8 protein-coding genes, 2 tRNA genes and 2 rRNA genes are annotated in these 14770 nt (G+C 40.5%); all 12 read right to left on the reverse strand.

All coding sequences use genetic code 11. The annotated features are described in order from the left end of the window. Positions 1 to 110 precede the first annotated feature (110 nt). Positions 111 to 3009 (reverse strand): 23S ribosomal RNA (locus AC5LXI_RS01265). Between the two features lie 208 nt (positions 3010 to 3217). Continuing rightward, positions 3218 to 3293, reverse strand: a tRNA-Ala gene (locus AC5LXI_RS01270). A 53-nt stretch (positions 3294 to 3346) separates the two neighbouring features. Then, a tRNA-Ile gene (locus AC5LXI_RS01275) sits at positions 3347 to 3423 on the reverse strand. A 55-nt stretch (positions 3424 to 3478) separates the two neighbouring features. Further along, a 16S ribosomal RNA gene (locus AC5LXI_RS01280) occupies positions 3479 to 5016 on the reverse strand. The 16S and 23S rRNA genes sit together here with 2 tRNA genes alongside, the layout of an rRNA operon. 301 nt (positions 5017 to 5317) lie before the next feature. Further along, positions 5318 to 6499, reverse strand: a complete 1182-nt coding sequence (purT, locus tag AC5LXI_RS01285; RefSeq protein ID WP_493443183.1) for a formate-dependent phosphoribosylglycinamide formyltransferase — start codon at positions 6497 to 6499, stop codon at positions 5318 to 5320. Between the two features lie 93 nt (positions 6500 to 6592). Further along, entirely contained in the window at positions 6593 to 7891 is a 1299-nt protein-coding gene (locus AC5LXI_RS01290; RefSeq protein ID WP_493443184.1) for an adenylosuccinate synthase, read from the reverse strand. A 19-nt stretch (positions 7892 to 7910) separates the two neighbouring features. Beyond that, complete coding sequence (gene hflC / locus AC5LXI_RS01295) at positions 7911 to 8873, reverse strand: protease modulator HflC (protein ID WP_493443185.1); 963 nt, start codon at positions 8871 to 8873, stop codon at positions 7911 to 7913. 11 nt (positions 8874 to 8884) lie between these two features. After that, a complete protein-coding gene (gene hflK / locus AC5LXI_RS01300) occupies positions 8885 to 10102 on the reverse strand; it encodes an FtsH protease activity modulator HflK (RefSeq protein WP_493443186.1) in 1218 nt (405 codons plus the stop codon). Positions 10103 to 10118: 16 nt separating this feature from the next. Beyond that, complete coding sequence (gene hflX / locus AC5LXI_RS01305; protein ID WP_493443187.1) at positions 10119 to 11420, reverse strand: ribosome rescue GTPase HflX; 1302 nt, start codon at positions 11418 to 11420, stop codon at positions 10119 to 10121. Between the two features lie 21 nt (positions 11421 to 11441). Continuing rightward, positions 11442 to 11687 (reverse strand): RNA chaperone Hfq, encoded by a 246-nt coding sequence (hfq, locus tag AC5LXI_RS01310; RefSeq protein WP_065590789.1) that lies wholly within the window; start codon positions 11685 to 11687, stop codon positions 11442 to 11444. Positions 11688 to 11998: 311 nt separating this feature from the next. Continuing rightward, positions 11999 to 12910, reverse strand: a complete 912-nt coding sequence (miaA, locus tag AC5LXI_RS01315; protein WP_493443188.1) for a tRNA (adenosine(37)-N6)-dimethylallyltransferase MiaA — start codon at positions 12908 to 12910, stop codon at positions 11999 to 12001. Beyond that, complete coding sequence (gene mutL / locus AC5LXI_RS01320) at positions 12907 to 14766, reverse strand: DNA mismatch repair endonuclease MutL (RefSeq protein WP_493443189.1); 1860 nt, start codon at positions 14764 to 14766, stop codon at positions 12907 to 12909. The genes miaA and mutL overlap by 4 nt, the downstream gene beginning before the upstream one ends. Positions 14767 to 14770: the final 4 nt, after the last annotated feature.

A 14770-nucleotide genomic window follows, 5' to 3' on the forward strand; every position in this document is an offset into this window, starting at 1 on the left:
ATTGCTGTGCATTATCTCATATCCACAACAATCCCTCAATCCGGAACAAACTGTTCGAGTATCTATTAATCTATCTCTACCTTCGCGTATCCAAAACAACTCCGAGTTGTAAGGTTAAGACTCTCGGTTCATTAGTATCAGTTAGCTCAATGTATCACTACACTTACACACCTGACCTATCTACGTCTTAGTCTCAAACGGACCTTACTGATTCTCATCAGGGAAAACTCATCTCGAGGCTAGTTTCGTACTTAGATGCTTTCAGCACTTATCTATTCCGCACGTAGCTACCGGGCAATGCAATTGGCATCACAACCCGTACACCAGCGGTGCGTTCACTTCGGTCCTCTCGTACTAGAAGCAAACCCTCTCAATTTTCCTACGCCCATGGCAGATAGGGACCGAACTGTCTCACGACGTTCTAAACCCAGCTCGCGTACCACTTTAAACGGCGAACAGCCGTACCCTTGGGACCTACTTCAGCCCCAGGATGTGATGAGCCGACATCGAGGTGCCAAACACCGCCGTCGATATGAACTCTTGGGCGGTATCAGCCTGTTATCCCCGGAGTACCTTTTATCCGTTGAGCGATGGCCCTTCCATTCAGAACCACCGGATCACTATGACCTACTTTCGTACCTGCTCGAGCCGTCACTCTCGCAGTCAAGCTAGCTTTTGCCATTGCACTAACCTCCTGATGTCCGACCAGGATTAGCTAACCTTCGTGCTCCTCCGTTACTCTTTGGGAGGAGACCGCCCCAGTCAAACTACCCACCAGACAGTGTCCCTTACCTCGATTCAGAAGTATAGGTTAGAACATCAAACATTAAAGGGTGGTATTTCAAGGTTGACTCCACACACACTGGCGTGCATGCTTCTTAGTCTCCCACCTATCCTACACATTAAGGCTCAATGTTCACTGTCAAGCTATAGTAAAGGTTCACGGGGTCTTTCCGTCTTGCCACGGGTACACCGCATCTTCACGGCAAGTTCAATTTCACTGAGTCTCGGGTGGAGACAGCCTGGCCATCATTACGCCATTCGTGCAGGTCGGAACTTACCCGACAAGGAATTTCGCTACCTTAGGACCGTTATAGTTACGGCCGCCGTTTACTGGGGCTTCGATCAAGAGCTTCTGCTTACGCATAACCCCATCAATTAACCTTCCAGCACCGGGCAGGCGTCACACCGTATACGTCCACTTTCGTGTTTGCACAGTGCTGTGTTTTTATTAAACAGTTGCAGCCAGCTGGTATCTTCGACTGATTTCACCTCCATCCGCATGGGACTTCAATTACCATCAGCGTGCCTTCTCCCGAAGTTACGGCACCATTTTGCCTAGTTCCTTCACCCGAGTTCTCTCAAGCGCCTTAGTATTCTCTACCTGACCACCTGTGTCGGTTTCGGGTACGATTAACTATAACCTGAAGCTTAGAGGATTTTCCTGGAAGCAGGGCATCAATTACTTCAGCACCTTAGTGCCTCGTCATCACGCCTCAGAGTTTCAGTGACCGGATTTGCCTAATCACACCCCTACACGCTTAACCCACCATCCAATAGGTGGTAAACCTAGCCTTCTTCGTCCCCCCATCGCAGTTATAGCCAGTACGGGAATATTAACCCGTTTCCCATCAGATACGCCCTTCGGCCTCTCCTTAGGGGTCGACTCACCCTGCCCCGATTAACGTTGGACAGGAACCCTTGGTCTTCCGGCGAGCGGGCTTTTCACCCGCTTTATCGTTACTTATGTCAGCATTCGCACTTCTGATACCTCCAGCACACCTCACAGTGCACCTTCTACGGCTTACAGAACGCTCCCCTACCCAACGTATTTACATACGCTGCCGCAGCTTCGGTGCATAGTTTTAGCCCCGTTACATCTTCCGCGCAGGCCGACTCGACTAGTGAGCTATTACGCTTTCTTTAAATGATGGCTGCTTCTAAGCCAACATCCTAGCTGTCTAAGCCTTCCCACTTCGTTTCCCACTTAACTATGACTTTGGGACCTTAGCTGGCGGTCTGGGTTGTTTCCCTCTTCACGACGAACGTTAGCACCCGCCGTGTGTCTCCCATGATTAAACTTGTCAGTATTCGGAGTTTGCATCGGGTTGGTAAGCCGGGATGGCCCCCTAGCCGAAACAGTGCTCTACCCCCAACAGTTACTCATGAGGCGCTACCTAAATAGCTTTCGGGGAGAACCAGCTATCTCCCGGTTTGATTGGCCTTTCACCCCCAGCCACAGGTCATCCGCTAATTTTTCAACATTAGTCGGTTCGGTCCTCCAGTTAGTGTTAACCAACCTTCAACCTGCCCATGGCTAGATCACCGGGTTTCGGGTCTATACCCTGCAACTTTACGCACAGTTAATACTCGGTTTCCCTTCGGCTCCCCTATTCGGTTAACCTTGCTACAGAATATAAGTCGCTGACCCATTATACAAAAGGTACGCAGTCACTATTACCCAACGGCAACAGCTCCCACTGATTGTACGTACACGGTTTCAGGTTCTATTTCACTCCCCTCCCGGGGTTCTTTTCGCCTTTCCCTCACGGTACTGGTTCACTATCGGTCAATCAGGAGTATTTAGCCTTGGAGGATGGTCCCCCCATCTTCAGACAGGATATCACGTGTCCCGCCCTACTCTATAAGCTTCCACATAACGCATCTTCGTGTACGGGACTTTCACCCTCTATCGTGCGACTTTCCAGACGCTTCCACTAATACATTATGCTACCCGCTTGGGCTACTCCCCTTTCGCTCGCCGCTACTTAGGGAATCTCGGTTGATTTCTTTTCCTCGGGGTACTTAGATGTTTCAGTTCTCCCGGTTCGCCTCATCTGACTATGGATTCATCAGATGATAGTGTAGTCACCTACACTGGGTTTCCCCATTCGGACATCAACGGTTATAGCGCCTTTTATCGGCTTACCGTCGCTTTTCGCAGATTAACACGTCCTTCATCGCCTCTGATTGCCTAGGCATCCACCGTGTACGCTTAATTTCTTAACCTTACAACTCACAGTTGTCTTGGTTTTCATTACGCTTTTTTCTCTTTCTTATCTCAATCCAATATACTTTCATATATCAGCTTGCCATAAAAACGAGAACTCGTTTCTTTCAGCTTGTTCCTAATTGTTAAAGAGCTTTATCTTTCTATTCATTCGAATATCAAATAAATACAAACATAATTTTTTATAGATAAAAGAGATTTCTTTAATGGTGGAGCTAAGCGGGATCGAACCGCTGGCCTCCTGCGTGCAAGGCAGGCGCTCTCCCAGCTGAGCTATAGCCCCATTGTCTCACTTCATCAACCAATCAAGCCAACAATCAGCTTAAGCAGTCGAATTGGTGGGTCTGAGTGGACTTGAACCACCGACCTCACCCTTATCAGGGGTGCGCTCTAACCACCTGAGCTACAGACCCAATAAAGTGACTCTTTCTAAACAAACAATCTGTGTGAACACTTACGAGCACTTCGTAAGGAGGTGATCCAACCGCAGGTTCCCCTACGGTTACCTTGTTACGACTTCACCCCAGTCATGAATCACACCGTGGTAAACGCCCTCCCGAAGGTTAAGCTATCTACTTCTGGTGCAACCCACTCCCATGGTGTGACGGGCGGTGTGTACAAGGCCCGGGAACGTATTCACCGTGACATTCTGATTCACGATTACTAGCGATTCCGACTTCATGGAGTCGAGTTGCAGACTCCAATCCGGACTTAGACGTACTTTGTGAGGTCCGCTTGCTCTCGCGAGGTCGCCTCCCTTTGTATACGCCATTGTAGCACGTGTGTAGCCCTGGTCGTAAGGGCCATGATGACTTGACGTCGTCCCCACCTTCCTCCGCTTTATCAACGGCAGTCTCCTTTGAGTTCCCGGCCGAACCGCTGGCAACAAAGGATAAGGGTTGCGCTCGTTGCGGGACTTAACCCAACATTTCACAACACGAGCTGACGACAGCCATGCAGCACCTGTCTCACAGTTCCCGAAGGCACTCTCGCATCTCTGCAAGATTCTGTGGATGTCAAGACCAGGTAAGGTTCTTCGCGTTGCATCGAATTAAACCACATGCTCCACCGCTTGTGCGGGCCCCCGTCAATTCATTTGAGTTTTAACCTTGCGGCCGTACTCCCCAGGCGGTCGATTTATCGCGTTAGCTTCGGAGCCCATCACTCAGGGCAACAAACTCCAAATCGACATCGTTTACAGCGTGGACTACCAGGGTATCTAATCCTGTTTGCTCCCCACGCTTTCGCATCTCAGCGTCAGTATCTGTCCAGAAGGCCGCCTTCGCCACCGGTATTCCTCCACATCTCTACGCATTTCACCGCTACACGTGGAATTCTACCTTCCTCTACAATACTCTAGTTAACCAGTTTTAAGTGCAATTCCTAGGTTGAGCCCAGGGCTTTCACACCTAACTTAATTATCCGCCTACATGCCCTTTACGCCCAGTCATTCCGATTAACGCTCGCACCCTCCGTATTACCGCGGCTGCTGGCACGGAGTTAGCCGGTGCTTCTTCTGTAATTAACGTCAATTGATGCACCTATTAGATACACCACCTTCCTCATTACCGAAAGTACTTTACAACCCGAAGGCCTTCTTCATACACGCGGCATGGCTGCATCAGGGTTCCCCCCATTGTGCAATATTCCCCACTGCTGCCTCCCGTAGGAGTCTGGACCGTGTCTCAGTTCCAGTGTGGCTGGTCATCCTCTCAGACCAGCTAGAGATCGTCGCCTTGGTAAGCCTTTACCCTACCAACTAGCTAATCCCATATGGGTTCATCAAATGGCGCATGGCCCGAAAGTCCCATGCTTTGGTTTCTCAACATTATGCGGTATTAGCAGTCGTTTCCAACTGTTGTCCCCCTCCATTCGGCAGATCCCCATACCTTACTCACCCGTCCGCCACTCGTCATCAAGTGCAGGCACTCATGTTACCGTTCGACTTGCATGTGTTAAGCCTGCCGCCAGCGTTCAATCTGAGCCATGATCAAACTCTTCAATTTAAAGTTTGATGCTCAATAACTGTCTCTGACATATTCAAATGAATCTTCAGTGTCACTTATCAAGACTTAATTTTTTGAGTCCGTAGACTTTTAATTTTTCGTCTCGCAAGTGCCCACACAGATTGTCTGTTTCTTCTTTTTAAAGAGCTGACAGCGTTTTAATTTACTTCACAATTGCTTGTTTTAGTTTGCTGTCTCAAGGGTTGCGTATGTTACGCATTTCACTTGCCTACGTCAACCCCTATTTTACAAAATTTGCTTTTTTTTCTTCAACCGATTGCTTTTTAATCAAAAAGGCTATTTAAAAGGTTATTTTTAGCTGTTTAATAGCATTAACAGCCTTTTCAACCGCTTTTTCTACAGTTGGTGCTTTAGCTAATACAACCCCCATTCTTCTTATACCTTTTACTTCAGGTTTACCAAATAAACGTAGATCAGTGCCTGCTTCACTTAGTACTTTATCTAAATTCGAGAATGTAACCTTGTCAGAATCACCATTTGCAATTAATACCGCTGATGCACTAGCACCATATTGTTCTATTAAAGGTATAGGTAACCCTAAAATCGCTCTAGCATGTAATGCAAACTCAGAAAGATTTTGTGATATTAATGTTACGATGCCGGTATCATGTGGTCGCGGAGATACTTCGCTAAACCAGACTTGATCACCTTTAACAAACAATTCAACGCCAAATAATCCATAACCACCTAAAGCTTCGGTTATTTTGGTAGCAATATCTTTCGCTAAAGACAATGCATTAGATGACATTGGCTGAGGTTGCCATGATTCTCGATAATCACCATTTTCTTGCCGATGACCAATAGGCTGGCAATATGAAACACCACTAATATGTCTAACGGTTAATAACGTTATTTCATAATCGAAGTCAACAAAGCCTTCAATAATAACTTTACCACTTCCGGCACGACCGCCTTCTTGAGCATATTTCCATGAAGATTCAATATCAGCTTCACTTCTTAATAAAGATTGCCCTTTACCAGAAGAGCTCATAACCGGTTTAACTAAGCAAGGAAAACCGATTTCCTTAACCGCAAGTTTATATTCGCTTTCAGTTGCAGCAAACCGATATGGAGAGGTTGGTAATTTAAGTTCTTCAGCAGCAAGACGACGAATACCTTCACGACTCATGGTTAATTGCGTCGCTTTAGCGGTAGGGATAACAGTAAAACCTTCTTTTTCTAATTCTACTAGGGTGTCAGTAGCAATTGCTTCTATTTCAGGAACAATATAATCCGGCTTTTCTACTTCAATTATTTTTCTTAGCTCATTTCCATCTAGCATATTAATAATATGACAACGATGGGCTACTTGCATAGCAGGTGCATTAGCATAACGATCAACAGCAATAACTTCACAGCCAAAACGCTGCAATTCAATAACAACTTCTTTGGCTAATTCACCTGCACCACAGAGTAATACTTTTGTTGCACTAGGTGATAACGGTGTCCCTATTTTTGCCATAATATCCTCTTATAGGTTTAAATCATTATACTTTATTAATAAGCTTAAAATAAAAAAATCGGGATAGTTTTCCCGATTTTTCTTAATTTAAAATTATACTGAATATGGATCACGTAGAATCATAGTTTCACTTCGATCTGGTCCAGTTGATATAATGTCAATTGGTGTTTCAGTTAATTCTTCAATTCGCTTAATATAAGCTTTAGCTGCAGGTGGCAATGCGTCATAACTTTTGACACCAAAAGTTGATTCACTCCAGCCAGGCATTGTTTCATATACTGGTTTGACTAAACTCCAATCTTCAGCGGCAGCCGGTGCATTTTTAATCACATCACCATTTGGTAAATGATAACCAACACAAATTTTTACCTCTTTAAGACCATCTAAAACATCAAGCTTAGTTAAACAGAAGCCTGAAACTGAATTAAGTTGTACCGCTTTGCGTACCGCAACAGCATCAAGCCATCCAGTACGGCGACGACGACCGGTGGTTGCCCCAAATTCATTACCTTGTTTACAAAGATATTCACCTACATCATCAAATAATTCCGTTGGGAAAGGGCCGGCACCAACACGAGTTGAATAAGCTTTAACAATACCTAATACATAACCAACATAACGAGGCCCAAAACCTGAACCTGTTGCTACACCACCAGCAGTGGTATTTGAAGAAGTAACAAAAGGATAAGTACCATGATCGATATCAAGCAAAGTACCTTGTGCACCTTCAAACATGATTCTTTCGCCTTTTTTACGAGCATCTTCTAAAAGAGTCGGAATATCGGCAATCATCGCCACTAAAATATCGGCAATCGATAAAGTTTCATCAAGAACTTTCTGATAATCAACAGCTTCTGATTTGTAGTAATTAACTAATTGGAAGTTATGATACTCCATGACTTCCTTCAATTTTTCAGCAAATGCTTGGCGATCACGTAAATCACCAACACGTAATCCACGACGAGCCACTTTGTCTTCATATGCAGGACCAATACCACGACCAGTGGTACCAATTGCCTTATCACCACGAGCTTTTTCTCGGGCTTGGTCTAATGCTATATGATAAGGCAAAATTAAAGGACATGATTCTGAAATAAGAAGTCTCTCTTTAACCGGAATACCATTATCCTCTAGCTCTTTCATCTCTTTCATAAGTGCATCTGGGCAAAGCACAACACCATTAGCAATGATACTAATAACATCATTACGCAAAATACCCGATGGAATCAAATGTAATACTGTTTTTTCACCATTAATAACTAAGGTATGACCAGCATTATGTCCACCTTGATAACGTACTACATATTTTGCTTTTTCTGTGAGTAAATCAACAACTTTACCTTTGCCTTCATCACCCCATTGTGTACCTAGCACGACAACATTATTACTCATAGTTTATTTACTCATTGTATTATTTGTTAGACTTTAGTTTCATGTATTGAAAAAATTCACTATCAGGACTAATGACCATAACATCATTACCTGTAAAGCTTTGTTCATAAGCTTTTAAGCTGCGAATAAAGCTGAAAAACTCAATATCTTTACCAAAAGCATCTGCATAAAGTTTAGCTGCATTTGCATCACCTTCACCACGAATAGAACGAGCTTGGCGCTCTGCTTCTGATATAATTTTAGTTTTCTCAAATGTAGCTTCTGCTCTTATTTCTTCGGCCGTTTTTTTGCCTTCATAACGCTTTTCACGAGCTATAACACCACGTTCAGCTCGCATGTTAGCATAAATTGATTCTGATACTTCAGCAGGGAAATTAATTTGTTTGATTCGAACATCAATCACAACTACCCCGAAAGCCCTTAAACTGGTTTTACTATTTTCAGGATCTTTTTTCGCATCAGTGACTAATTTATCAATAGGTAAATTTTCGTCAACATCTTGAAGTGAGCCATTTAATGCATCTTTAACACTTGTCATCAACGAATTTCTTGATTTAGTATCAGCGTTAGAATCATTAATGATATCTCGGTTACTTAATTTACCAATTTCAGAACGCAAACGGCCATTTAAACGAGCCAAGATTAAGTCATTGACATCATTACCACCAGCAATAGTTTCATAATAGCGATTAAAATCAACAATTTTCCATTGCACAAAATAGTCAACAATTAACTCTTTCTTTTGAACATTAAAAAAGCGCTTTTCATTATTATTATTTGAACTATTAGTAGTTTGTATTTTAGCGTCAATGGTTTTAATACTATCAACCAGTGGCATTTTAAAATGCAAACCAGGTTCTGATAACCCAATAATCTTATTAAAACGTAAAACAACACCGCGCGTGCCTTCCTCAATAACATAAACACTTGAATAAAGCCCAACAATTAAAAATAAAACTATAGGAATCAATAATTTTCGCATCTTTTTTCTCCTTATCGCCCCATAGTTCGTGTACTACGTTTAATAGAACTGTTATTATCAGTTGGTCGGTTTTGTGCTTCATTATTATTTTGAGATGCACTACCAACTTCCTCTGGTGTAGTGGTTGGTGGAGTTATATAATCACTATCTAAATTTGAGACGTTAGCTGATTCAGGTGATTGTTCGCTTTTATTTTTCATTAATTGCTCTAACGGTAATACTAATAAATTACCACTCTTATCATTAACAATAACTTTTTGGGTTTTAGTTAATACTTTTTCCATCGTTTCAATATATAAACGATCTTTAGTAATTTCAGGCGCGGCTTTATATTGCGGTAATAATTTTTCAAATCGTGCAACATCACCAACAGCCTCTAATTCAACTTTGACTTTATAAGCATTTGCATCAGCTAAAATAGTGGCAGAACGACCTTCGGCTTGCTGAACTAACTGAACTTTATCGGCTTTAGCTTGTTTTATTTCTCGTTCACTATCATTTTGAGCTCGAATAGCATCAGCGTAAGCATCTTGTACTTCCACTGGAGGACGAGCTACTTGGAAGTTAAGATCAACAATAGTAATGCCCATATCATAATGAGAAATAACATTGATAAGTTCTTCTTTAGTACTGTTCTCTAAAACTGAACGTCCATCTGAAATAATTGCATCAATATTAGAACTCCCAATAGATGTTCTAAGCGCACTATCTGCGGCTTGGCGTAAACTATCCTCAACATTAGTTACATTAAATAAATACTTGATAGGATCGCCGATTCGATATTGTACATTCATTTCAACAAAAACTAAGTTTTCACCTTTATCATTAGTAGTAATGATATCGCCATGCACATTAAAATTATAAGTACCTTGAGTATCGACTTTATAAACTGTATCAATAAATGATGGATTCCAATTTAAGCCTGGTTGGATAATTTCTGGTTGGACTTGCCCAAAACGAGTTATTACACCTCGTTGATTTTGGTTAATGGTATAAAAACCACTTACTCCCCAAATTAGGATAAGCACAAAAATCACAGACATAATGATTTTTGAGAAACTCATCGGCAGTTTAATATCTGAAGAACCTCGATTATTTCCTGAATTCCCTTTTTTTAAGAGATCCTTGATTTGATCGAGTAACCCTCCCGACGAAGAATTGGAAGGTTTTTTGTTATTTCCCCATGGGTCGTTATCTTGTCCGTTATTTCCGGGCTGATTCCACGCCATATTTTATATGCTCCATTTAACAATTAGTTGTTATTCGCGTATTGATTAAGTATAACAGATCTGGCTCTTGTTTACAGAGGCGATTCCATTCAATTAGAGGTATTCTTATATTTAGACGAAAACTTCCGTCTTCTTCAATAACTTCATTTTCCACCGCATTTAAGTTATATAACCTGCCTCTCAGCTTAGCTAAATAGGGAGGTAAGTTTAATTGACAAACTTGAATTTGCCCTGCAAGTCTCTCTTTTAATGCGGTAAATAAGAGGTTTAATCCTAAACTATCTTGAGCTGAAATCCAAACCCGAATTGGTACTCCATTCTCATCCCGATCAATACTTGGCTGCTTACCTTCTATTAAATCAATTTTATTCATTACTAACAAAGTAGGAATATTATGTGCATCAATTTCCAGTAAAACTTCATCAACAGCTTGAATATTATCTAATAAATTAGGATCAGAAGCATCAACGACATGTAATAGCAACGATGCTTCTTGTGTTTCAAGTAAAGTGGCTTTAAAAGCAGCAATAAGATCATGAGGTAAATGACGAATAAATCCGACGGTATCTGCTAAAACAACTTCCCCAACATCTTCAACATTAATTCGTCTTAAAGTCGGATCAAGAGTTGCGAACAATTGATCTGCAGCATAAACTTCAGCATTAGTTAGCGCATTAAATAGTGTCGATTTACCCGCATTGGTATAGCCAACTAGCGATACTGTTGATAAATCTGCCTTTTGTCTAGATTGACGATTTTGGTTGCGTTGTTTTTCAACTTTCGTAAGTCTTGATAAGATTAACTGAATACGATGACGAATTAATCGTCTATCGGTTTCTAGCTGAGTTTCCCCAGGACCTCGTAAGCCTATACCACCTTTTTGACGTTCTAAGTGAGTCCAACCTCGAACTAAACGTGTTGACAGATATTGTAATTGCGCTAATTCAACTTGCAACTTACCTTCATGGGTTCGAGCACGTTGAGCAAAAATATCCAGAATCAATCCTGTTCTATCCACTACACGACATTCACATAGTTGTTCTAAATTTCGTTCTTGAGTTGGGGTTAAGGTATGATTGACTAGAATAACTGAAGCATTCAGTTCTTTTACTTTATCGGCAATTTCTAACGCTTTTCCTTCACCAATAAAATATTTAGCTTGCGGAGACTTTCTTGAGGTTGTCACAACATCGAGAATTTCAATTTGAGCAGAAGAAACAAGTACTTCAAACTCTTTTAAATCCTCGATATCGTTTTCTTGAGGGAAGAATACATGGACTAATAAGGCAGCCTCGCCACCTTTATATCGCTCAAACAATCACATTCTCCACTCAAATAATTAGCTTTCGCTTTCCTCTTCAGATTGAGATACCAATCCAGAAATTGGTCTTGAAGGTACCACTGTTGAGATTGCATGCTTATACACCATTTGGCTAACAGTATTTTTTAATAAAATAACAAACTGATCAAATGACTCAATTTGCCCTTGTAATTTAATACCATTAACTAAATAGATTGATACTGGAATATGCTCGCGACGAAGCAAATTTAAATAAGGATCTTGTAATGACTGCCCTTTTGACATGAGTTTATCCTTTAAGATGAAATAAAAATATAAAGATAAAATAAATTTGCAATCATCATAATAATTTAGCTGATTGCAACATAAAATACTTATGTAGTGCTTATCAAAATAACATAAAAAACCCAGCTCTTAAACTAATCAACGGCAATTTATGCACAAATAACTAAAAATTTAATAATTTAACGAAATTTATACAAACAAGCAACCTTAAGCATTAAAATAAGCTGAAAGTTATTTTAGGAATGAAAAACTTTAGTCTATTATTATAACCAATAGAAAAAATATCAAAAGCTATTACTACAATTTATAACTTATAAAATCTGATCAAAAACTGATTCCATATTATCATTATTTATCCAAGTTATCGATTGTTTCCAACCTCTAAGCCAAGTAATTTGCCGTTTTGCTAATTGGCGAGTTGCACAAATTCCTTTGAAAACCATTTCATCATAACTGGTATCGCCATTTAAATACTCCCACATTTGACGATACCCAACACAACGAATGGAAGGTAGATTCAAATGAAGATCGGCTCGCTGCATAAGCTTCTTCACTTCATCTTCAAAACCTTGATCTAACATTTGTAAAAAGCGTCGCTCAATACGTTGGTGCAATTCGGCTCTATCTTCCGGCATAATGGCTAATTGTATTATATCATAAGGTAGTACTTCACCACTTTGTTGAGTTAATTCGGTTAAACTTTTGCCAGAAATAAGATAAACCTCTAATGCTCGATTAAGACGTTGTGGATCATTAGGGTGGATTCGCTCAGCTGACACAGGATCAACCTTTTTTAACTCTTCATGAATCGCTTGCCAACCTAATCTATTGGCTTTTTCCTCGATTTGTTGGCGAATATCACTATTGGCAGCCGGTAACGGCGAAAGCCCCTCAATTAACGCTTTAAAATATAACATTGTTCCACCAACTAATAATGGTATTCGATCATTAATTAACGATTTTTCAATTTCTACAATGGCATCATGCCGAAAATTAGCCGCAGAATAACTCTCTGCTGGATCACAAATATCAATGAGTTTATGTGGGTATTTCAGTTGTTCTTCTTTCGTTGGCTTAGCACTGCCAATATCCATACCTCGATAAATAAGTGCTGAATCAACACTGATAATATCAATTGGATATTTGTCATAAAGGGCCATCGCAAAAGCGGTTTTACCCGATGCCGTTGGCCCCATTAACGAAATAACTTTTGGTTTATTCATGATAAAATTGATTGTGAAAACGATTTAAGATCAATCGGATATAAAAAAATATCTTGCTGTAATAAATTATTATCTATCTGCTCCAATTGCGCTAATAACTCAATAGTTTTGGCTATACTCCAATTTTCAGCATAATTATCGTCACCATTTTCAACTAACCAGGTTGCGATTTGCGTCGGGTCAAGTACATCTTTGCCTGATGATAAAAGCAACACAATTAACATGGGTAATAATTTTTGCCAATTTGTGGTTCGTAACATTTTCGGTACATTATGCAAATGTAGTTTGGCTTTATCAATATAAAAATCAAAACCTAAAAACTTCAATTGCTCTTGATAATCATTTAATGCTTTTTGTTCTTTCTTGTTAACTAAAATTGTTAAAGGAATAAGTAATTTTTCAGACTCATGAGATAATAATTTAATGGCATTCACTTTTTGTTGAGCAACCGACAACTTCATCAAAACAAAGTGTTGTTGATTATTTTCAGTCTTCTCAAGTAAAGCTATATCAGGTTGAATGACCGTTAATACTCGACCAAATTGTATTAATGACGAACTATCAACTTGCTGATGCAGTGTTTGTAATGGTACATTTCGTTTAGGAAACAACCCCTCAATAACCGCCTGTTGTGGCGCGGTTATTGAACTATCCTCATCAGCTAATTCAAGTGATTTTAAAAGCGTTTTTTCGATTGAATCTTTTAGCTTTGTATCAACCAACTTGCCATAAAGTGCATTTTCTTTAACATGGTTAGTTGGTTTTTTAGGTAATTCGCTAGTTGGTGAATAAATTTTATGCTCAGCGTGTTTTTTTTGATTAAAAATATTCTCACCAGCAGCTTGTCGATTAGGAATCATTACCGTTTTTTCTTCATCCGCAAGTTGTTGGCTAGATTCAAGAGCCATTACAATGGCTTGATATACAAAGTCATGAACTAATCTTGCTTCATGAAAACGCACTTCATGCTTAGCAGGATGAACATTTACATCGACTTGTTTAGGGTCAATCTGTAAAAAAACCACATAACTCTGTTGTTCATTGGTTCGGCTACTATAAGCTTGACGCAAAGCATGATTGATTAATTTATCTTTTATTACTCGACCATTAACATAAAAATATTGTAGTTCACTCACTTCACTACTACTAACCCACCCTTGGATTAGCAAATCATTATGCTGCCAATCTAATTTTATTGCTTTTTGAACAAATGCACGACCACAAACTAATTCAACCCGTTTTTCAAGTGGGGATTGACGATACTGTTTGACGAGTTTGCCATTATGCTGCAAATTAAAAGTGACGTCAGGGCGAGCAAGGGCAATACGTCGAACAAATTCCTCGATATGCATAAACTCTGTTTTATCGGTCTTGAGGAAGCGACGTCTAGCTGGTGTGTTATAAAATAGATCAAGAACTTCAACAGTCGTTCCAACCGGGTGCGCGGCTGGCTTAATCGTTGGTTTCATATCTCGACCTTCAGCATAAACTTGCCATGCTTCAGATTGATCGGCAGTGCGAGAAGTTAGCGTTAACCGAGCAACAGAGCTAATACTTGCTAGCGCTTCACCACGAAAGCCTAAGCTCATTATGCTATCTAAATCATCTAATGTATTAATTTTGCTCGTTGCATGGCGAGCTAAAGCTAATGCTAATTCAGCTTTAGCAATACCACTACCATTATCGCGAATACGGATTAATTTACTACCACCTTGTTCAACATCAATATCAATTTGAGAACTACCAGCATCAAGACTGTTTTCAACTAACTCTTTGATCACCGAAACCGGCCGTTCTACCACTTCACCAGCAGCGATTTGGTTAGCTAATTGAGGTGATAGAATATGAATTGCCATTAAT

It is taken from the genome of Gilliamella sp. LMG 34361 (assembly GCF_984569075.1).